The 20116-nt window shown below is 40.9% G+C and carries 17 protein-coding genes; 15 read left to right on the forward strand and 2 right to left on the reverse strand.

Annotated features, from left to right (window positions below):
• Positions 1-782 precede the first annotated feature (782 nt).
• The 15 genes from FTV38_RS07455 to FTV38_RS07525 all read left to right on the forward strand — a co-directional run bounded on the left by FTV38_RS07455 (position 783) and on the right by FTV38_RS07525 (position 18857).
• Positions 783-1052, forward strand: coding sequence for a hypothetical protein (locus tag FTV38_RS07455; RefSeq protein ID WP_168378663.1), 270 nt, complete (start codon positions 783-785; stop codon positions 1050-1052).
• 590 nt (positions 1053-1642) lie between these two features.
• A complete protein-coding gene (locus FTV38_RS07460) occupies positions 1643-3427 on the forward strand; it encodes an IucA/IucC family siderophore biosynthesis protein (protein ID WP_180022098.1) in 1785 nt (594 codons plus the stop codon).
• Positions 3420-4877 carry a lysine N(6)-hydroxylase/L-ornithine N(5)-oxygenase family protein gene (locus FTV38_RS07465; RefSeq protein WP_180022099.1) on the forward strand — a complete coding sequence of 486 codons (1458 nt, stop codon included), beginning with the start codon at positions 3420-3422 and terminating at the stop codon, positions 4875-4877. Before FTV38_RS07460 ends, FTV38_RS07465 begins: the two co-directional genes overlap by 8 nt.
• Positions 4877-6712 carry an IucA/IucC family siderophore biosynthesis protein gene (locus FTV38_RS07470; protein WP_180022100.1) on the forward strand — a complete coding sequence of 612 codons (1836 nt, stop codon included), beginning with the start codon at positions 4877-4879 and terminating at the stop codon, positions 6710-6712. The genes FTV38_RS07465 and FTV38_RS07470 overlap by 1 nt, the downstream gene beginning before the upstream one ends.
• Before the next feature lie 54 nt (positions 6713-6766).
• On the forward strand, positions 6767-7399 hold the full coding sequence (locus tag FTV38_RS07475) for a GNAT family N-acetyltransferase (protein WP_168378659.1): 633 nt from the start codon (positions 6767-6769) through the stop codon (positions 7397-7399).
• Positions 7396-7788 carry a hypothetical protein gene (locus FTV38_RS07480; protein WP_078190999.1) on the forward strand — a complete coding sequence of 131 codons (393 nt, stop codon included), beginning with the start codon at positions 7396-7398 and terminating at the stop codon, positions 7786-7788. Before FTV38_RS07475 ends, FTV38_RS07480 begins: the two co-directional genes overlap by 4 nt.
• Positions 7764-9035, forward strand: a complete 1272-nt coding sequence (locus FTV38_RS07485; RefSeq protein ID WP_257228743.1) for an MFS transporter — start codon at positions 7764-7766, stop codon at positions 9033-9035. The genes FTV38_RS07480 and FTV38_RS07485 overlap by 25 nt, the downstream gene beginning before the upstream one ends.
• A gap of 15 nt (positions 9036-9050) precedes the next feature.
• On the forward strand, positions 9051-11318 hold the full coding sequence (locus FTV38_RS07490) for a TonB-dependent receptor (RefSeq protein ID WP_180022102.1): 2268 nt from the start codon (positions 9051-9053) through the stop codon (positions 11316-11318).
• Positions 11319-11429: 111 nt separating this feature from the next.
• Positions 11430-12650 carry an MFS transporter gene (locus FTV38_RS07495; protein ID WP_180022103.1) on the forward strand — a complete coding sequence of 407 codons (1221 nt, stop codon included), beginning with the start codon at positions 11430-11432 and terminating at the stop codon, positions 12648-12650.
• A gap of 236 nt (positions 12651-12886) precedes the next feature.
• On the forward strand, positions 12887-15058 hold the full coding sequence (mtlD, locus tag FTV38_RS07500) for a bifunctional mannitol-1-phosphate dehydrogenase/phosphatase (protein ID WP_180022104.1): 2172 nt from the start codon (positions 12887-12889) through the stop codon (positions 15056-15058).
• Between the two features lie 190 nt (positions 15059-15248).
• Positions 15249-15923, forward strand: coding sequence for a 2'-5' RNA ligase family protein (locus tag FTV38_RS07505; protein WP_373686289.1), 675 nt, complete (start codon positions 15249-15251; stop codon positions 15921-15923).
• Positions 15920-16441 (forward strand): bifunctional adenosylcobinamide kinase/adenosylcobinamide-phosphate guanylyltransferase, encoded by a 522-nt coding sequence (gene cobU, locus FTV38_RS07510; protein WP_180022105.1) that lies wholly within the window; start codon positions 15920-15922, stop codon positions 16439-16441. The genes FTV38_RS07505 and cobU overlap by 4 nt, the downstream gene beginning before the upstream one ends.
• Complete coding sequence (gene cobT, locus FTV38_RS07515) at positions 16438-17490, forward strand: nicotinate-nucleotide--dimethylbenzimidazole phosphoribosyltransferase (protein WP_180022106.1); 1053 nt, start codon at positions 16438-16440, stop codon at positions 17488-17490. Before cobU ends, cobT begins: the two co-directional genes overlap by 4 nt.
• Positions 17491-18114, forward strand: a complete 624-nt coding sequence (locus tag FTV38_RS07520) for a histidine phosphatase family protein (protein WP_180022107.1) — start codon at positions 17491-17493, stop codon at positions 18112-18114. It abuts the gene before it with no gap.
• A complete protein-coding gene (locus FTV38_RS07525; protein WP_180022108.1) occupies positions 18111-18857 on the forward strand; it encodes an adenosylcobinamide-GDP ribazoletransferase in 747 nt (248 codons plus the stop codon). The genes FTV38_RS07520 and FTV38_RS07525 overlap by 4 nt, the downstream gene beginning before the upstream one ends.
• 67 nt (positions 18858-18924) lie before the next feature.
• Here the strand turns inward: FTV38_RS07525 and FTV38_RS07530 are convergent, their stop codons facing one another.
• Positions 18925-19635, reverse strand: coding sequence for an LrgB family protein (locus FTV38_RS07530; protein ID WP_171262654.1), 711 nt, complete (start codon positions 19633-19635; stop codon positions 18925-18927).
• Entirely contained in the window at positions 19632-20084 is a 453-nt protein-coding gene (locus FTV38_RS07535) for a CidA/LrgA family protein (protein ID WP_180022109.1), read from the reverse strand. Before FTV38_RS07535 ends, FTV38_RS07530 begins: the two co-directional genes overlap by 4 nt.
• Positions 20085-20116: the final 32 nt, after the last annotated feature.

Genomic DNA, 20116 nt, shown 5'->3' on the forward strand with positions numbered 1-20116 from the left:
GGATAGTCTTTTTCAGATTCAATCAATAATTGAACCGCTCTTTCTCTGATTTCAGGGGTATATTTTAATTTGGTCATCGGAACATTCTCTCAGAATACTGAGTCTCCGACAAACCCGGTACGGTTCATTTTATCATCACTTCATATAAATTATTTTGGTAGACAGTATGTACCAAAGCAGCGAGTAAAAGTATTAAGAAGCCTACTACTAGCCCTGACATACCGTTTACCCATCCATACATTAGATAGTCTTGAATAGATATGCCAAGTGAAACTTGATTAAATCCGTAGTAGCTGATTAAACCATCGTAGTAAAAGTAACCGCAAACAAATAAGTAAATAGTAAATATTGTTGTAAAGAGGGCTATATCAAAACTGAAGTTAAATTTCATATGTAATGTTTCTTGGATCCGCTTATATGCTTTTTTAAGTGCTTAGGTTAATAGTATTAAAGCAAAGTTAGAAGTGCAAATTGAGAATTAGACCTAGATCAGGGTATCTAAGATGTTTCTGTAATAGTGGACGAAATTGTCTTAATTCAGTTAGTACAAAATGCTCGCCAAATGTGGTTTATTTTTAGCTTTGAATAACGAAAATCCATGAAGTTGCAGAAGCAAAATTTAGTAAAACTTCATGTTTAGAGGCTCATTCATTAATAGTGCTTAATTATATTTAAATGTAAAAATACCTATAAAAAATAGGTATTTAAAATCCGACTAAAACAGTTGTATTTTAATTTAAAAGCTGTAATTTGAAAGAGCGATCTAATAAAGAGACAACAAAATGCCTTATTCAAATACTAAAGCGATTATTGAGCAAATCTATAATTTTGTATTAGAAAAACATGGTTTAGCGTCTAAAAGTCGATTTATGCAGTTATCGATTTTCTTTAAAGAATTACATGAAGGGGATGAGTCAAAATTTACCGCAGATAGGTCTTTTTATTACAAAGGAATATTTAACAACAGAGAAAAAAGTGTATTTGCGAATGCTGCGCCAGACTTTTTTGATAAGCACAAGTTTTTGGATTGGGTTGTTAAATCAATTGATTGATTTCAACCAAATCGTTTGAGTACATATTCATCATTCATGCTGTATAGCCAGTCTGAATAGAAGATATGGATCAGAAATCAGTAGGTGTTTGTTATGAAATGCATGCTTATAGTCAATAAAGATGCATGATCAGTATGATGCCAGTAAAGTCTTCAATGATTAAAATTTAACTGCACATTTCGTTCTTTGATTTAAATAAAAGCTTGGTTCAAAGCAGAATATAAAAACCCATGTAAAAGACATGGGTTTTTAGTTTAAGTTGCACAATGTGATAATTTGGCTAAAAAATAAGCAATTCGATTCATTTGTTCTATGCTAAATGAGAAAATTATCATTTAGTTCCATTTCAGAAAATTGTATAAATAAAAACAGAAAAGTTCATATCAAAAAAATTAATTTTTAAATACATAGAGATAAGACCAAATTTGCAATCCTGTAGCAAATCTTCACAAAAATGCAATTATTAACAATAATGATTATCATTAACATAGTTTCACGCTGGCCAGCGTACTAAGCATGACTTGCACAGTTAAAGAAACATAATTACATGACAAAGCTTGGAAAAGCTTAAAAATAGAGGATATGGTCAGATGAAAGAGCTTGCTAATCGCTTGGCGATGCAGCATCTTGTCAATGCATACTCACAAGAAACCGGTAAAGGTATTTTGCTGGAAAAGTATCAACAGAATTCATCACAATTGACGTTTAGCCAAGGCTTGACGTTGTTATGCATCCCTTTAGATTGCATTCAATCACAGTTATTTGTACCACTATCTTATGTCAGCCTTGTTGGTAGACATCGTCTTGCAGATCTCCCACACGTCTTTAACAAGGGACAGAAACAGTCATTTAGTATCACCGCGATCGCGAGTTTATTGCTTGAACAGCTCGTACAAGAGTCAGGTCATACATTGGATGCTTCATCATTATTAGAGCGTTGGATCGAAAGTCGTGAAGCGCTTACACAATTTTTGACTCTGCGTGAACATGATTTTGAGGCCTTGGTACAAGCGGAACAAATTTTCATTGAATCGGAACAGGCTTTAATTTTAGGGCACAGTATGCATCCTGCACCGAAAAGTCGGGTCGGTTTTGTGCATGAAGATTGGGAAAGGTATTCGCCAGAAGCCAAAGGTCTAAGCCAGCTGCATTATTGGTTGGTTGCTCCAGAATATATTCAAGAAGGTTCAGCTTTAGATCAAGCTGTATCAGTGCAATTAAAAAGCGAATTGCAATGGCATTTATCAGAAACAGATCAAGCACTACTGAATGCTTATTCGCATTATAAGTTATTGCCTTTGCATCCTTGGCAAGCACGTTATTTACAGTCAAAAGCATGGTTTAAAAGTTTAAAAACCAAATTAAAAATTATCGATTTTGGCGAGAAAGGTTGGGCATTTTCACCAACAACTTCGGTACGCACGATGGCAAGTTTTGCTGCGCCGTGGATGTTGAAACCATCACTTTCCGTGATGATCACCAATTCAATCCGAGTCAATCTTGCCAAAGAATGTCACCGTGGCGAAATGACCCATCGACTTTGGCATTCAAGCCTCGGTGAACATATTTTACAACAATGCCCAACGCTCAAAGCGGTGAATGATCCTGCTTGGATGGCATTGAGCATAGATGATGAAATCGTCGATGAAACTATTTGCATCTTCCGTGATCAGCCTTTTAGTGAAAAGCAGCAGGTGTGTTGTATTGCGTCATTGTGCCAAGATCATCCTGCACAGCCGAAAAGCCGTTTTAATGCCTTATTTGAACAAATCGCAAAACAACAACCTGAACTTGATCAAAGCGCCATTGCGATCAATTGGTTTAAACAATTCTTAGCTATCAGTCTAAAACCATTAATGTATTTGTACCATCAATACGGAATGGCCTTTGAATCACATCAGCAAAATGTCTTACTTGAGCTTGAAAATGCAATGCCTAAATATATATGGCTGCGTGACAATCAAGGCTTTTACTATATCGAAGAACTTGCAGGTGAGGTCTTAAGCGCATTTCCAGAGTTGCAAGAAAAAGCGCATGCCGTGGGTTCCAAGGCCTTTGTCGATGAGCGCTTTAGCTATTATTTCTTTGGTAATACTTTATTCGGCATCATCAATGCAATTGGTGCAACTGGATATGTCACAGAGCAAGTGCTGATATCGATATTGCAAAATGAACTGTTGGACTTACATCAGGCTTATCCAGAGAGTTCATTGATTTATTCATTACTGTATCAGCCGACCTTGCCGTATAAGGGCAATCTGTTGACACGCTTGTATGAGCTGGATGAATTGATTACCCCAGTCGATCAGCAATCGGTTTATGTACCGTTGCCAAATCCTTTATGTGTGGAACAGAAGGATGTGCAATATGCTTGATTTTATTGGGATAGGCTTAGGACCATTTAACCTCAGTTTGGCGAGTTTGCTACATAAGCAAAATCATTTACAGTATCAATTTTTTGAAAAGAAACCACAGTTCGACTGGCATGCGGGTATGCAATTGCCCAATACAGTGCTGCAAGTGCCGTTCATGGCTGATCTTGTTTCCATGGTTGATCCAACCAGTCCTTTCAGTTTTTTAAACTATTTAAAGGCACAGCAGCGTTTATACAAATTTTATTTTTTAGAACAAGCTCAGATTCCTAGGCGTGAATATAACCATTATTGTCAGTGGGTTGCAGACCAACTAGAGCATATTCAATATCAATCAACCGTAAAAGCCATTTATGCCCAAGAGCAAGGCTTTGAAGTCATGGTTGAGCAAGATGGACGTTTTCGACGTTATCAATGCCGAAATTTGGTCATTGGTTCGGGTAATGTTCCGTATTTACCACAGTGTCTAAAAGACATACAACAGCAAAATCCTGAGCGCTGCTTACATTCTGCAAATTATTGCAATGCAGCGTTAAATCACTTGAAAGGTAATGTGGTTGTACTGGGATCAGGCCAGTCTTCGGCAGAAGTCTTTATGGATCTGTTTGATCGTCAATATTTGCAGGATCAGACGACAACAGCGCAGTTTAAATTGCATTGGCTGACCCGTTCTAATGGGTTTTTCCCGATGGAATATGCGCCGCTGGGTTTGGAGCATTTTAGTCCAGATTATACCGCGCATTTTTATCAACTGAGCCCTGAAAATAAAGCCAAACAATTGATGCAACAAGGCTTGTTATATAAGGGCATCAGTGCAAAAACCATCCGTGATATTTACCAAAAACTGTATCACCGGAGCATTGGTCAAAATATTCAACAGACGCATTTACATGCTCAGGTGGGTTTGGTCGCTGCCGAGCCGCATGGCGCGGGCATCCGTTTGCAGTTTCAGCACAAAGTCACAGCAGAACAATTCTATCTGGATACCGACTTTGTCGTGGCTTCAATGGGATATCACAGTCCAGAGTGGCAATATCTCAAATATCTAAAACCACTGATTCAATGTGATGAATTCGGTCGCTGGAAAATTAGTCAGGACTACCGCGTACAGCATGACGCTGTCGGGGAGATCTTTGTTCAAAATCAGGAAATGCACAGTCACGGTGTCGGGACTCCTGATTTAGGGTTGGGTGCTCACCGTGCAGCGGTCATTGCTAATCAATTATTGGGTTTTGACTTATACGATTTAGGCGATCAAGCACAAAGTTTCCAACATTTTTCACCCAGTGAAAATACTGAAATGCACAGTATGGGCATTGTGAAGAAATCAGCGCCAACCAATATCCAAAGATCTTTATCCGTAAAAAAAACCATTGCCAACTATGCAATGAACCGCAATACGACTATGCCGAATAAGCAAGAACAGAATGCGGTTAAACTCGAGAAATTATAATGACATTTGCAAAATTACAGATAAATCAAACGCAGTGGCGCCGTGCAGGGCAAAGACTGATTGAAATGGCAATTGCTGAGTTTTTATATGAAGAAATTATTCAGATTCAGCAAGTGGAAAATAACACTTGGCAACTCAATCTGGATGACAAAACGTATCAATTTGAAGCGACTCAGTTTCTGCTTGGGCACTGGCGTATTGTTGAAGGGAGCGTTCGAGATTTAAGTGAATCGACAACAGAGCCTGCATGGAATCTGCATGAATTTATTCGTGCTTTTTCAAATCAAGCTGAGGTGAAACCATTTACCAAGGCCTATTTGATTAAAGAGATGAACAATACATGGTTGGCTGAAGCACATGTTTTTGATGAACAGAGATTGCTAAGTCAGGCTGTGCTGTCAGCACCGCACTATCAAATTGAAGGCATGTTGCGTGGACACCCATGGCTCATTATGAGTAAAGGCCGTATGGGTTTTGGCTATGATGATTATTTAAGCTCCGCACCAGAGATTTCTCCAACAGTCAAAGCCTTGTGGTTAGCTGTTCATCGTAATTTAGCTGAGTTTCGTTCGACCGAGGCTTGGGATGCGCAAAGTTTATATCGCCATGAATTGAACTCAGCGCAATTACACGATTTTCAACAGCAATTAGCGGACAAAGCCTTAGATGCTGCTGAATATTACTTTATTCCTGTACATGCATGGCAATGGCATCAGTGGTTAATCCCGACCTATGCCAATGAAATCGTCGATAAGCGCATTGTCGAATTGGAGATTGGACAAGATGATTATGTGCCAATGCAATCAATTCGTACCTTATGCAATACCAGTCATCCTGAACGGCATTATGTGAAGTTACCTGTCAGTATCTTTAATACGGCGGTATATCGAGGTTTGCCTTCAAAACGAAATTTAGCTGCACCTGCGGTGACCGCTTGGCTGAAGGACATTCAACATCATGATGTAGACCTGCAAAAAACACAGGTAGTATTTTTGGGCGAAGTTGCGAGTCTCACTTTACAACAGCCGTGTTTTGATCAGATAGACGGTGCGCCTTACCAATTTAAAGAATTGTTTGGTTGCCTATGGCGTGAAAGTGTAGAGCCTTGTATCGGTGAACATCAGTTAGCGCTTTCCCAAGCAGCATTGTTGCATCGAGATCTAAATGGTCAGTCTATTTTATCCGTGTTGATTCAGGCTTCAGGTTTGACGCCTTTGCAATGGTTGAAGCGTTTTGTCGAAGTTTGTGTAACACCGTTACTGATTTGCTTATACAAATATGGTTTGGCTTTTTCTCCACACGGTGAAAACACCATGTTGATCCATGAAAATGGTTTACCGAAAAAAATGGTGCTGAAGGACTTTATTGATGATGTCAATTTAGTTGATGAAGATTTTCCAGAACTCGAAAATTTACCACCTGAAGGGCAAATTTTACTGCGTCATCCTGCTGAAGAACTTAGCCACTTTATCTTTACAGGTTTGTTCATGGTGCATTACCGCTATATCTGTAATGTCTTCCTTGAAGATTATCCAGAGCATACAGAACTTGAGTTTTGGCAAACCATCTCCAGCGTGATCGATGAATTTCATCAGGCACATCCTGAATTGGCAGATCGTATTGAAAAATTCAGTATGTTCCGTCCAAGGTTCGAGAAAATTTGTCTGAACCGAGTTCGACTGTTTACCACCAGTTATAACGACGAAGCAGAACGCCCAGTACCTGTATTTTTAGATCCAATTGCAAACCCTGTGAGTCCAAGCACGTTAAATCAGTGGGCGAAACAACAGCATACCGCCGAACAGAAAATGACAACTAATCGTATTGCGTCATAAACAGATTTTTGAGCTAAGAACAGAAAAGATTAAACAAATTTAAAGGACGACATCATGACAACGTTATCACGACAACTACCTGATTTTTATGAATACCATGAGAATGAGACGCAATACTACTTACGACAAATGCAATATCCAGAAGATATGGCTTTGGTTCATAAATGGATGCATGAACCTCATGTTATTCCACAGTGGCAGCTCAATAAGTCAGAAACTGAACTAAAAGTGTATTACGAAAAAATGCTGGCAGATGATCATCACCGAATTTTGATTGTGGGGGTAAATGGTGAAGATGTGGGCTACACAGAGATCTACGAAGGAAAACGGGATCGATTAGGTTTGTACTACGACGGTGATGAGCTTGATCTAGGTTGGCATTTGTTATTTGGTGAAAAGTCCGTTTTTGGTAAAGGCTATTTACGTCCCGTCATGCGTTTATTGAGTTTTTATATCTTTGAAAATGCCGCATCAGCCAAGATTGTGGGAGAGCCTGATCATAGTGTGAAGCCTTATGCCGTCGTGGTTGAAGACATGTGCTATGAAGCGCAGCGCCTAATCCCAATGCCTGAAAAGACCGCCATGTTGTATTACTGCTTTAGAGAAACATTTTATTCAAAATTTGGTCATTACTTAAACGACTCCAAGGCATTTCAGCATCAGCAACTAGCTAAGGCGGTGTCATGAGTTATCGCTGCACCCACATGCACATACTGGACATGCGCTTTTCAGCGCATGTTTCAGTGGAAGAGTTTGAACAATGGTTGACTCAAGTTGAGCGCTTTTTTCTGAAAAGTCAGCCCTTTGTTTTGGTTATGCAAACGGCTGAGGGAACGACTTTTCCTGAAGAATATCGGCAAATACAGGCCGTTTGGTACAAGAAGTTTAAACATCTCTTTTTTCAATATTGTTTGGGTCTGGTGCGTATTGCGCAAGATCCAGATGACTTCAAACGTTTAAATACACCCGCGCTGCATGCAGCGTGGCGTGTGCCTTATTACGTTTCATTAGAACAGTCTGATGCGCTGCAATGGGCAGTGCAGAGGTGGATATGCAACAACACTCAAGAAAATTAAATCATGCAATTTCACCATCTCAAATTTCAGTTCTGAGTTTGAGCGTCGTGATCATTTTGTACTTAGCACATGCATTGCCTTTGTATTTTTACAATGTGGCTTTGCCTGCTATTTTACGACATCAAGGGGTAGATTTACGTTGGATTGGCATGTTATCGCTGCTTTACATTCCATGGGCATTCAAGTTTTTTTGGGCGCCTTGGATCGATCAGCTCTATGTCAAAAAACTCGGTAAACGTAAAACATGGCTATTATTTACGCAAATCGCATTGGTACTGGGGGTATTGGTTTTAGCCTTTACGCAGTTTTCTTATGGGCTGACTTTATTTGTCATCGTTGGTTTATGGATTTCAACGTTTGCGGCAACGCAAGATATTGCGATTGATGGTTATACCGTAGAGAAATTTACCGAAGGCAATTACCGTCTGGGCAGTATGGCACAGAGTATTGGGGTGGCCGTCGGGAGCATGCTTGGTGGCGCTGCGACTTTATGGATTTACCAATATTGGGGTTGGCAGTCAGCGCTCACAACTTTAGCGCTGCTGACATTTTTAACCATGTTTGCGGTGTTTTTTATTCAAGAAGAGCCTCAAACTCAAATTGCCAAAGCCAAACCAAGCCTACGACAAGCGTTTAAACGACCAGAGATTCGTTGGGCCTTGCTACTCATTGTTTGTTATCGCGTGGTTGAAGCACCCGCTATGGCAATGCTGAATCCCATGTTGATAGATCAAAAATGGTCACTGTCTCAGATCGGGGTGTTGATGTCTGTGGTCGGTGCTGGTGTCGGTCTGATTGCTGCCGTTAGTGCAGCTGTATTGCTGAAAAAAATCAAAGCAACGCAATTGTTGGTCTGGGCAGGATGGTTACGTACATTGCTATATGCCGTCATTGGGGCAGCCGTTGTATTGGGGTGGTTGAATCAATGGCATCTGCTTTTAGGTCTATTTGTCGTGCTGATGCTAGCCACTCGTTATATCGCCATGACATCACTCTATGCCTATTTCATGCAGACCAGTTCTAAAGAACAAGCCGGTACCGATTTCACCATATTAGTGTGCTTTGAATTGCTCGTTTACTTCATTGGCGGTGCATTTTCAGGCTTTCTCGCAAAATCATTAGGCTATGGACATTTTTACTTGGTATTGGCAATCGGCTCCGCGATCAGTGTCTTAATTAGTCAACGCATTGTTTTAAAAACACAAAATTTAAAAACTCAAACTCTTCCGACTCAATCGGAACTCTAAGAAATGGAAAAGAATATGAAACGTTTAGCTCTACCGATGCAACTGACTTGTCTCAGCTTAGCAATTTGCACTCAGCTTTATGCGCAAGACGTCACGACAGACACTGCACAAAATACTGCAGTTGAAACACAAACTGCAGAAGCTACTAAAATGGCACCGATTGTTGTGACGGCAACTCGTTCTGCGAAAAGCATTGCCGATATTGCGGGTACGGTGTACAGCATTCCTAAAGAAGAAATTGAAAAACAAGCCAATGCAGGTAAAAGCACAGCCGATATTGTCGGTTTATTGGTGCCATCACTGACTCCATCGAGTGGTACAACGTCTAACTATGGGATGACCATGCGTGGACGTGTGGTGCAATACATGATCGATGGTGTGCCGCAAACGGGATATCGTGATGGATCTCGACAACTGGCAAGTATTAGCCCGTCGATGATTGAACGAATTGAAGTGGTCTCAGGTGCAAGTAGTATTTATGGTTCAGGTGCAACAGGCGGTATTATCAATATCATCACCAAACGAGGTGGATCTGAGCCGCTGAGTTTTGAAACGAAAGTCGGTGTCACTTCTGGTAATAATTTTAAGTCTGATGCGCTAGCTTATGAAGTTGCACAAACCATGAACTTTAATCAAGGCAATTTACGCGGGACATTAGGTGCAAGCTATACCAAACGTGGTGAAATACAAGATAGTCATGGCAATCGTATTGGGCCTGAAATTGCGCAAACAGACCGCCAAGATACCGACACTTTAGATCTAAATGGTCGTGTCAGTTGGAAAATTGCCGATGGTCAAACGCTGAGTTTCGGTGCGCAATATTATAATGATGAGCAAGATAGTGACTATGGACCTGACTATGGTCCAAATTTAAATGCGCTGCGCTCACAGCCCGTGGGTGGCAAGCTGCCGTTGTCTTTAAATGCGGTAAAAGGCTTACAACTCGCTGAACAACCACAAACTGAACGTTATAGCATCAATGCGCAATATGAAAATCAGGATATTTTAGGGCATCGTCTAAACGCAGAAACGTATTATCGAAATGAAAAGGCGCGTTGGTTCCCATCTGCACGTCAAATGGCACCTGAACTTTTCTTGGTGTATCAGTCAGAAACCGATATTGATGTGTTAGGCGCACGTGTTGCTCTACAAAAAGATCTTAATTTAAATGGTCGTGAACTGGGGCTAACCTATGGTGTGGACTATGAAAATGAAAAAGATCAACAAAATATCCAAATGTATGACAGCGCAACGTTTATTCAAAGTAATGGTTTGAGTTATCAGCCGTTTAACTACTATGCCTTTGGCCCAGATGTTGAAACAGAAAAACTTGGCGTATTTGCCCAAGCGCAATATGAATTAACCGACCAACTTGGCTTACAAGCTGGCATTCGCCATGAACGTGTAGAAAGCGATGTCGATTCATCTGTGCCTTATATGGAAGCCATTACTGCAGATTTAACCCCAGGCTATGTGGCGAAAACACTGAATGGCGGCAATGTAAAACATGATGCAACGCTGTTTAATGTTGGCGCGGTGTATCACTTAACTGATGCACAGCAAGTGTTTGCCAATTTCTCACAAGGTTCAAACTTGCCCGATGTGCAACGTATGCTGCGTGATGTGCCAGCAAATTCTGTGATTAATAGCCAAACCATTGACCCGATTAAAGTCAATAACTATGAACTCGGTTGGCGTGTACAAAATGCCGGTGGTTTAAATGCAGGAGTGACAGCTTTTTATAATGACTCAGATAAAAGCCTGAAATTTGGTGCGCCGAATTACACCATTGATGTTATTGATACCGATGAGCGTATCTATGGTGTCGAAGCCAATGCCAGTTATCAAGTTCAACCAAATTGGACGGTTGGGGGCACAGTTGCATATACCACGGGCCAATTTAAAAATACCCAAGGTGACTGGCAAGAGTTGGATGCTATTCGTGTAGCACCTTTAAAAGGAACAGCATTTTCAGAATGGCAATTTGATAATGACATGAGCCTACGTGTTCAAGCTTTAGCGATTGGCGGTACAGACAAAGCCCAAAAAGACGCTGTGAAATATGGATCTGCTCCAGCAGCGGCAATTAAAGGCTTTGCAACGATGGACGTGATTGCCAATGCAAAAGTAGGACCGGGTAATGTGGGCTTTGGTGTCTACAACGTGTGGAATACGGATTATAAATCGGTATACAGCCAGTCGGTTGAAACTGTCTATGGCCCAATTTCTAGCCTAGCTGCTCAAGGTCGTACCTACGGTTTAAGTTATACGGTGAAATACTAATTTAACTCCTGAATCGGGTTTAAAGCACGGTATCGTGACTTACAAAATAGAGGTGGCTTAAGTCACCTCTATTGTTTATAACGTAGCCATTAAAAATGGATAACAAAAATAATGGATCGAAATAACAAACTGTTTATTGCCGCCAGTCTTGCCAATGGTGCAAGTTTCTCGATGATATTGCCGCTGTTGGCGCCATTGGTTCGTGAGTTAAAACTTACTGAGCTACAAGGTGGCGCGATGGTTTCCGTCGGTGCGCTGCTGATGGCTGTCGGTGCCATTTACATTTCAAAAAATCAATCTAAGTTTTCGATTTATCAACTCTTGAGTATCGGTTTTGTGGGCATGGCTGTGACATGGGGGCTATTTACAGCCGTGTTGATGTATGGCCTTACTGTTCATATAGGGATGTTGCTGCTATTTAGTTTATTAATGTTGTCACGCGCAGCGACTGGGGTATTTATGGCGATGCCACAGATTGCCTTGCAAACTTATGTGATGACCCGTTTTAGCAATGAGCAGCAGCGTTCACAAGCAATGTCAAAATTCGGTGCATTAAATAGTGCAGGCGTGATCATTGGTCCATTTCTAACCACCTTGCTGCTGGGCTTTGGTGGAATCATGACGCCGCTTTGGGCAGCAATCATTATTTTAGCGTTGATTTCTGTGGTCTTGGTGTTCAGCTTTGACCGACATACCGAACAGCATAGCGTTGAAAAGCCAGTGACAGAAAAGCATGAGGCAGCATCTACGGATTTGAGCATTCAGCAATGCTATCCATGGTTAATGTTGGGATTTAGTCTCTATCTTGCCATCGTGACCGTAAATTTAACGGCCGGGTTTTATATTCAAGACCGCTTTAATATGACTGCTGCAGAAGGCGCAGTGCATTTTGCAGAGTGTTCTCTCATCGTGGGTATTGCTTTGGTGGTGATGCAAACACTGATTTCTAAATATTTAAATTGGTCTGTATATCGCTTACTGTGGGTTGGGCTGTTTAGCATGGCTGCAGCCTTGCTAATTTCGGTTTTCACCAATGAATTACGGATATTCCAAGCCACGTACCTGTTATATGGTATATCGGTTGCGTGTTTAATCCCTGCATTTACAACGGGTGCAGCGCAAACGGCGCCCAGTGCGTTACAGACCAAGGTGGCAAGTTGGTGTACAGCCACTCAGGCTTTGAGCTTTGTTGTCGGGCCACTGATTAGCACGGGTTTATACCAGTGGCACAAAGAATTTCCGTATTATTTTTTATTTTTAGTGATGCTCGGTCTGATCGTATTCTTTTTATTTCAAACCAAAACTCAAACCGTGAAGCGAGTGACTGAGTGAAATATGCATCGAGTTGTATAAATACTTCAATAGGTCGGTGTGAAGATAGGACTATCCTGCCAATAGATGGTTTTGATTACATGATGTTACTTGATCGGTGATTGATCTTACAAAATAGATTTTAAAAGCAAGATTTTTGATTAAAAAATAACCACAATTGTTTCATTAATTCTCAAAGTACTGAATCAATAGTTTTCTCCGTTATTCTTTTTACATAAAAAAATAACGGAGGTTAAATGCTTAAATTTAATAATGATTTGGTTCTGGGCGCCATTTTTGATATGGATGGAACAATGTTTGATACTGAACGTTTACGGTTTCAAACATTGAAACAGGCATCTCTTGAATTGACCGGTGTTGAGTTTTCCGAATCGTATCTGATGAATTGTTTGGGGCTAAGTGCACAAAGCGCGCATCGATTGGCCCAAGCCGAATATGATGAAAACATTCCATACGCAGATATTCGCAAACGTGCAGATGAATTAGAGCTGGAGCATGTTCGTCAGTTTGGTGTACCGATCAAAAAAGGCTTGGTTCAAGTTTTAGAACGCTTACGCAAGTCAGGACTACGAATGGCCGTAGCAACATCGAGTCGCCGCGCAATCGCAGAAGAGTATCTCATCAATGCCAATGTGTATAAGTTCTTTGATGTCTTAGTCTGTGGTGATGAAGTTGAAAATGGTAAACCGCATCCGGAAATATTTATACGTTCTGCCGCAAAGCTGAATTTAAGTCCTGCTGATTGTTTGATGTTTGAAGATTCTGAAAATGGTGTGACTTCAGCCTTTGACGCTGGCGGTATTACCGTACTGTTTAAAGATATTAAATCACCCAATGAAAACATGCTGTCCAAAGCCAAATATTATTATGAATGTATGTATGACTGCTTGACGGAACTTGACCCGTTCACCGCGCATTTAGAGATGCCACTTGTGCAAGAGGCTTTTCCACAAACACTCAATCAACTCACAGTCGGTATTCATGGTTTTGGGGCGATTGGTGGTGGTTATTTAGCACAAATTTTGTCGCATTGGGATGGTTATACACGCCCGAAAAAAATTTATGCATCGACTCGTAACCCTCTATATCGCTCTGCGGTCAATGCATTTGGTACCTACTGTATTCGCTATGGTCAATTGTCTTATGACGAACGCATTGAAAACATGGCAGTCATTGATGCTGAAAATATTCAGCAGATGCAAGAGATGTACACAGAGTCAAGTTTGGTTGCCATCTGTTTGCCTGAAAAAGCGATTGCGGAAGAAGCCAAAACCATTGCACAAGGCCTGTATGCACGACATATTGCACATGATGAGAAAGCCATCGAACCTCTAACGATGCTGATCATTTTGAACAAAGTCGGAGCAAAACAATTATTAATGTCACATTTAAAACAGGCTTTAACTGAGCTTGCTGGAGCGGTTGTTGCAGAGAAAATCATGCAACAACACTATTTTTGCGACACCGTGGTCAACCGCATGGTATCTAAGTTAAGTGACCAAAACTTATATCGTCAGCTCCGTATAAAATATAATATCTTCAAACAATTTCAATTAGATGAAGTTGAAGTGGATGCTCAATTAGACTTAGAAGATGCGACGAAATTAAATCCTGATCAGGAACGTCAAGCCACTTTATATGTTGAGGATATGCGCCGAAATTTCCACCCAAGTCATATATTGCAAAGCATGGATTTAATTTTATTTAACGCAGAATCTGACATGCCGATCTATGTAGAAAATAACAGTCCTTTGTTAGAAAAAATGCGTCAAATGATTTTGGTCGATCATATTGAAGATATTCAGCTAATCAAAAATCGCTTATGGAATGGCGTACATGCCATGTTGGCTTGGCAATCTGCACTGTTCAATCATCAAACCATAGGTGTGGCACTTGCAGATCATCGTGTTGATCAATTTATGCATGAACTCATTGACGAGGTGCAGGCTGGTTTAGCACGATGCTTACCAAATCGTGCTTTTGATCTAACACGACTGGCAGAAAGCTTTATAAACTCTTGTGAACATGCGTATAAAGATCCATGTGCGCGTGTGGCACGAGATCCTTTACGTAAACTTGCAATTAATGAACGAGTGTTGGGCTCGTTGGCGACCAATGTGAAATATGGACTGGAGACAACACATCTACAACAAGGGATTGTCTATGGTTTGATGTATGCCGTGAGTGTAAATCAATGTACGATGGATCAGGCTATCAACTTTATCCAGTTGCAATTTTCAGAACTGAAAAAGACCAACGAGCTTGAACAACTGGAACGTATTGAACAGATTGAGGCCAATGTAATGATACAGTTGCAGCATTTTTCTGATCAGTCCACAGAGCAGTTTACATCTTGGAAAAACCATGCTGTAACGCAAGATCAGAAAGATACTGCGAAATTTGCCTAAAATATAATGCTTATCTGTGCGCAATGTATATTGAATCAAAATGCTGAGTATGACTCGGCATTTTTTTCTTACAAAGAAGCTTTAGATGAATGAATTTCAGCTTTAAATGAATATTACTAAATCAAAATTGGGCAAAGTCTGTTTTGATTCATGCTTTAATAAAGCAGATTAAATTTAAAGTGATTTATCTGTGTTTTTAAAACCCTCAATGCAAGTCGTACCGACGCTCAATCAGGATTATCCCGATTGGCATCAAGGTCGTCAGCACTATGCTTTGTGGTATATAGAAATACAGGATCCTGAATTATTGGCGTATCTCGCAGCACTTCGAGCGCAGTTTTCAGATCTTTTATACACGCCAAATACGCGCCAATTTCATATTACCGTGTTTATTTGTGGCTTTATTGAAGAGTTAAATAAAACCCAATTAATAGATCATTCTGAACAACGATGGAATGATAATTTCTCAGCAGATGAATTGGCACTGCACCGACAACAACTTCGACAGTTATCGCTATCTAATATTCGGTTACGTACAGGTCAGATCAATAGCTTTCAAAGCGCGCTGTTTATTGAAATTGTGGATGTAGATCGTAAGTTAGACCATCTACGTCAAGCTTTGAATTTAAGTTCGAATGAAATTGCACCAATCGAATATTGTCCGCATATCACATTGGGCTTGTATAAACGGGCGTGGAATAGCGATGATATTTTTGAAAGAATCCAACAAATTGAGCAGCACAGCTTTGATTTTGAAAGCGAGCAACTGACTTTTGGTCATTATCAGGCTCAAGTATTACAAGGGGCTTTGAGTCCTTATTATCAACATCAGTTCAGACAAAATATAGAGATGGCACAGTCATGATTCATTTCATTTTGGGTGGGGCGCGTTCAGGTAAGAGCCGACTTGCAGAACAAAAAGCCAAAGAAAGTGCTCAAGCCGTCATCTATGTGGCTACAGCACAAGCCTATGATGAGGAAATGCAGGAGCGAATTCAGCATCATCAAGCGGACCGACCTGAACATTGGGGGCTGATTGAAGAGCCTTTGTATTTAGCCGATCGCTTAGTTGAAATAGACCAAGCTCATCAAACCATTCTTATCGATTGTTTAACGCTGTGGATGAGTAATGTATTGCTGCATGAACAAGCAGACTTTCAACAGCAACAATGCCAAAAATTACTTACGGTGCTACCGACATTAAAGTCAGACATTATTTTAGTCAGTAACGAAACTGGACTAGGCGTTGTTCCCATGGGACAAATCAGTCGAAAATTCGTCGATGAATCTGGGCGCTTACATCAACAAATTGGTCAAATTGCTGACCATGTGGTGTTTTGTGTTGCAGGTTTTCCAATAATCTTAAAAGGAGATAAAGCATGAACTGGTGGCAAGAACCCTGTCAAAATCCGAGTATCGAAGCTAAGCAACAGGCGGTAAAACACCAGTTACAGCTAACTAAACCTACGGGCTCACTTTCAGAACTTGAAAATGTAGCGGTGCAACTTGCATCATTACAAAACACAGATCAGCCCAATATCGATTTCCCATGGATCACCATCTTTGCAGGTGATCATGGCGTGATGGAAGAAAATATTTCGGCCTATCCTCAAGCTGTCACACGCCAAATGCTACAAAACTTCACGACCGGTGGTGCATGTATTAGTGTCATTGCACGTGAGTATCAAGCCAAACTACAAGTGATTGACTGTGGTTCGGTAGGTGACGCTTATGAATATGCAGGGGTAGAGCGCTACTGTATTGCAGCGGGTACAGCAAATTTTGCTAAAACTGTTGCGATGAGCGAATCACAATGTATTGAAGCGATGAATCTCGGCCGTAAAAGTGTTGAAGATGCTATCGCTGCAGGTGCGTCAATTTATGTCGCAGGGGAAATGGGCATTGGCAATACCTGTTCTGCTTCTGCTGTTGCATGTTTTTTATTTAATGAGCCGGCCGAAAAACTGACAGGTGTTGGTACAGGTATTCGTGCTGAACAATTGGCACATAAGAAACAAGTGATTGATCAAGCTTTAGCTTTACATCAGGACTATGTCGGCCAAGATGTCTTTAAAGCTCTATGTGCTGTAGGTGGTTTGGAAATTGCCGCGATGGTTGGAGCGTACATTCGCTGTGCGCAATTGGGTCTGGCAATGGTCGTGGATGGATTTATTAGTACGGTTTCTGCCTTGGTCGCTGTTCGTTTAAATCCTGCTGTACGTGAGTGGATGCTTTTTGGTCATCAATCGGCTGAATATGGGCACCAACGTTTACTCCAAGCCCTTGAAGCTGATCCACTTTTGAAGTTGAATTTACGTTTAGGTGAAGGCAGCGGTGCCGGTGCGGCATTGGGTTTAATTCGTTTGGCATGTCGTTTACATAACAACATGGCGACTTTTGCACAAGCTGCTGTGATTGGTGAAAAAGTTTAAATGGAACATTTCCGTTTAGATATATTGCGTCATGGTGAGACTGAACTGAGCCATACCTTACGTGGCTCTACAGATGATGCTTTGACGCAAAAAGGTTGGCAGCAGATGCAGCAGACCATAGATGATGTATTGAACGTCATACATACACACGGTTTAGCGAGTTGGGATGTCATCATTACTTCTGACTTACAGCGCTGCCGTTTATTTGCTTTAGATTTATCTCAACAACTCAAATGTCCAATGTTTGAAAATGCGAAGTTTCAAGAAATTCATTTTGGCGACTGGGAAGCGGTATCAACCAAGCATATCTATGAAAACACTCCAGAGTTACTCGCACAGTTTTGGCAAAGTCCCAGCACATTTACGCCACCGAATGCAGAAAGTCTTCAGCAATTTCAACATCGGATATTAAGCGGTCTAGATGAGTTAGTCTTGCAGGCTCAACAGCATCATTGGCACCGCGTTTTATTGGTTTCCCATGGTGGCGTGATTAAATTGTTAAAATGTATGGCACAGCAATGTCATTTAGATGATTTATTAGAAATGACTGCCGAATTGGGACAATTAAATTCATTCATTGTTCAAAATCGTGCAAATATTCGTCTTTTGGAGCAAAGTGAATGACACCTTTTTGGATTGCTCTACAGTTTCTCACGACTTTTCCGATTCAACTTAAAGCGATGCCATCGAAACAGCAAAATGGACAGTCTTTACTGTTTTATCCAGTGGTGGGATTGCTGATCGGTGGCATTCTTGCCTTGCTTGCTTTTACATTTCACAGCCTGCCAATCATCTTACTCAGTAGCATTTTGCTTGTGGTTTGGATTTGGCTCACAGGTGGGTTACATCTAGATGGTTTAGCCGATACGGCAGATGCATGGGTCGGTGGCTTTGGTGATGCCGAACGTACACTTAAAATCATGAAAGACCCTGCATGTGGGCCGATTGGTGTGTTGAGCCTCGTCGTGATTTGCTTACTCAAATGGTCGGCGCTTTATGTTTTGCTACAACAGCAAATGTATTTGGCATTAATTGTATTTCCAGTATTAGGTCGTTTAGCCCCTTTATTTTTGTTTTTAACAACTCAGTATGTTCGTGAAAAAGGCTTGGGCTCATCGATAGCAGCAACTATTCCACGAAAGTCGGCATACCTGGTCTTTATACTCTGCCTAAGTGCATGTTTGTATTTTAGCTGGACTGGAGTGGTGAGTATATTCGCGTTTATTTGTACTTTACTGTATTTGCGATGGAAATTTATTCAGCGTATAGGTGGCGTAACGGGAGATACAATTGGTGCAGCGATTGAAATTACAGAAGTGTCGAGTCTCTTAGCGTTTGTCATAGCACTACATTATGTAATTGCTTAGTTTTTACAGTGAAATGACTTAACTCCTGATTTAAAAAAAGCCCAGCTAATGCACTGGGCTTTTTATTTTATCCTAATAGATAAATGACCAAATGAATAAGTGATGGCCCAAGCAATACCATAAAGACCCCAGCTAGTACCATGCTCAAGCAGGCTGCAACACCTTCTTCTTTATGACGTGATAACGCCTTACTTGTACCAAATCCATGTGCAGCATTGCCAAGAGCCGCACCTTGCGCAAAGCGTGAATGCAATTTAAGCCCAGCCAAAACTAGGTCAGCCAAAGCCACGCCGGCAATCCCAGTAATCATGGTAAATAGAATCACCAATTCGACTGAACCCCCAATATTCGAGGTAAGTTCCATGGCAAAGGGGGTAGAAATGGAACGTGCCATTAAGCTATAAGACGTTTCTTGGTCAAACTGAAACAACTGTGCCAAATAAAAAGCACTGATAATTCCTGCTAACATGCCAATCACGATGCCCAAACTAATACTCAGCGCATGCTGACGGATAATTTGTCGATATTCATAGATGGGAATAGCAAAGGCCACAGTGGCAGGGCCGAGCATCCATACAATCCATTGGCTTTCTTGCATATAGGTGTCATATGAAATATGAAAGCAAAGCATGAGTATAATCAGCACAAACGGGACGAATAGTGCAGGGGAAAGAACCATATACGGTAACTTACGATGTAGCTTTTTCGCCAAAATATAACCGACAAGGGTCAGGACGAAAAACAATACAGAGATGCTGTTCAACCCAAAATCGTTCATAAGGTTTTTCCTGCTGTGTTGACATCATGATCTGTCGCAGTTTGGTGTTTCGCTTTAAGTTTTGCCTCGAGTTTAAAGCCCCAATAAACCGTAAATGCTGTAAACACCATGACACAGACGGTACCCAGTACCACGGCTAAAATTAACTGCCAGCCAGAGCTGAGTAATAAATCTTGATATTTAATTAATCCAACTACACAGGGGATAAAGAATAGAACCAGTTCAGCCAAAATAAAATCTGAGCCTTGTTTGATCCACTGCATTTTAAATAAACCACTCAACAATGCGGCTAAAAGGAGCAATAAACCAATCACGCCAGCAGAGATCGGCAAGTTAAACCAAGATTGAATGCAAGAGCCAATCCACCAGATCAATATCAATAAACTTAGCTGCGCTAAAGTTTTAAGAAACTGGGTAAATTTGGAAGTAGATTGTGGAAACGTATCCATGAGACGACAGTAGAATAGGAGATGACGCTATT

The organism is Acinetobacter sp. YH16044, assembly GCF_013417145.1.
Classification (GTDB): domain Bacteria; phylum Pseudomonadota; class Gammaproteobacteria; order Pseudomonadales; family Moraxellaceae; genus Acinetobacter; species Acinetobacter amyesii.

What these genes read in the sequence shown, in the direction of transcription:
- FTV38_RS07530 (WP_171262654.1), bottom strand. Translation starts at nt 19,635, where the DNA reads ATGAACGATTTTGGGTTGAACAGCATCTCTGTATTGTTTTTCGTCCTG.
- FTV38_RS07465 (WP_180022099.1), top strand. Translation starts at nt 3,420, where the DNA reads ATGCTTGATTTTATTGGGATAGGCTTAGGACCATTTAACCTCAGTTTG.
- FTV38_RS07470 (WP_180022100.1), top strand. Translation starts at nt 4,877, where the DNA reads ATGACATTTGCAAAATTACAGATAAATCAAACGCAGTGGCGCCGTGCA.
- FTV38_RS07480 (WP_078190999.1), top strand. Translation starts at nt 7,396, where the DNA reads ATGAGTTATCGCTGCACCCACATGCACATACTGGACATGCGCTTTTCA.
- FTV38_RS07475 (WP_168378659.1), top strand. Translation starts at nt 6,767, where the DNA reads ATGACAACGTTATCACGACAACTACCTGATTTTTATGAATACCATGAG.
- FTV38_RS07525 (WP_180022108.1), top strand. Translation starts at nt 18,111, where the DNA reads ATGACACCTTTTTGGATTGCTCTACAGTTTCTCACGACTTTTCCGATT.
- FTV38_RS07485 (WP_257228743.1), top strand. Translation starts at nt 7,764, where the DNA reads ATGCAACAACACTCAAGAAAATTAAATCATGCAATTTCACCATCTCAA.
- cobT (WP_180022106.1), top strand. Translation starts at nt 16,438, where the DNA reads ATGAACTGGTGGCAAGAACCCTGTCAAAATCCGAGTATCGAAGCTAAG.
- FTV38_RS07495 (WP_180022103.1), top strand. Translation starts at nt 11,430, where the DNA reads ATGGATCGAAATAACAAACTGTTTATTGCCGCCAGTCTTGCCAATGGT.
- FTV38_RS07535 (WP_180022109.1), bottom strand. Translation starts at nt 20,084, where the DNA reads ATGGATACGTTTCCACAATCTACTTCCAAATTTACCCAGTTTCTTAAA.
- FTV38_RS07455 (WP_168378663.1), top strand. Translation starts at nt 783, where the DNA reads ATGCCTTATTCAAATACTAAAGCGATTATTGAGCAAATCTATAATTTT.
- FTV38_RS07520 (WP_180022107.1), top strand. Translation starts at nt 17,491, where the DNA reads ATGGAACATTTCCGTTTAGATATATTGCGTCATGGTGAGACTGAACTG.
- cobU (WP_180022105.1), top strand. Translation starts at nt 15,920, where the DNA reads ATGATTCATTTCATTTTGGGTGGGGCGCGTTCAGGTAAGAGCCGACTT.
- FTV38_RS07490 (WP_180022102.1), top strand. Translation starts at nt 9,051, where the DNA reads ATGAAACGTTTAGCTCTACCGATGCAACTGACTTGTCTCAGCTTAGCA.
- FTV38_RS07460 (WP_180022098.1), top strand. Translation starts at nt 1,643, where the DNA reads ATGAAAGAGCTTGCTAATCGCTTGGCGATGCAGCATCTTGTCAATGCA.
- mtlD (WP_180022104.1), top strand. Translation starts at nt 12,887, where the DNA reads ATGCTTAAATTTAATAATGATTTGGTTCTGGGCGCCATTTTTGATATG.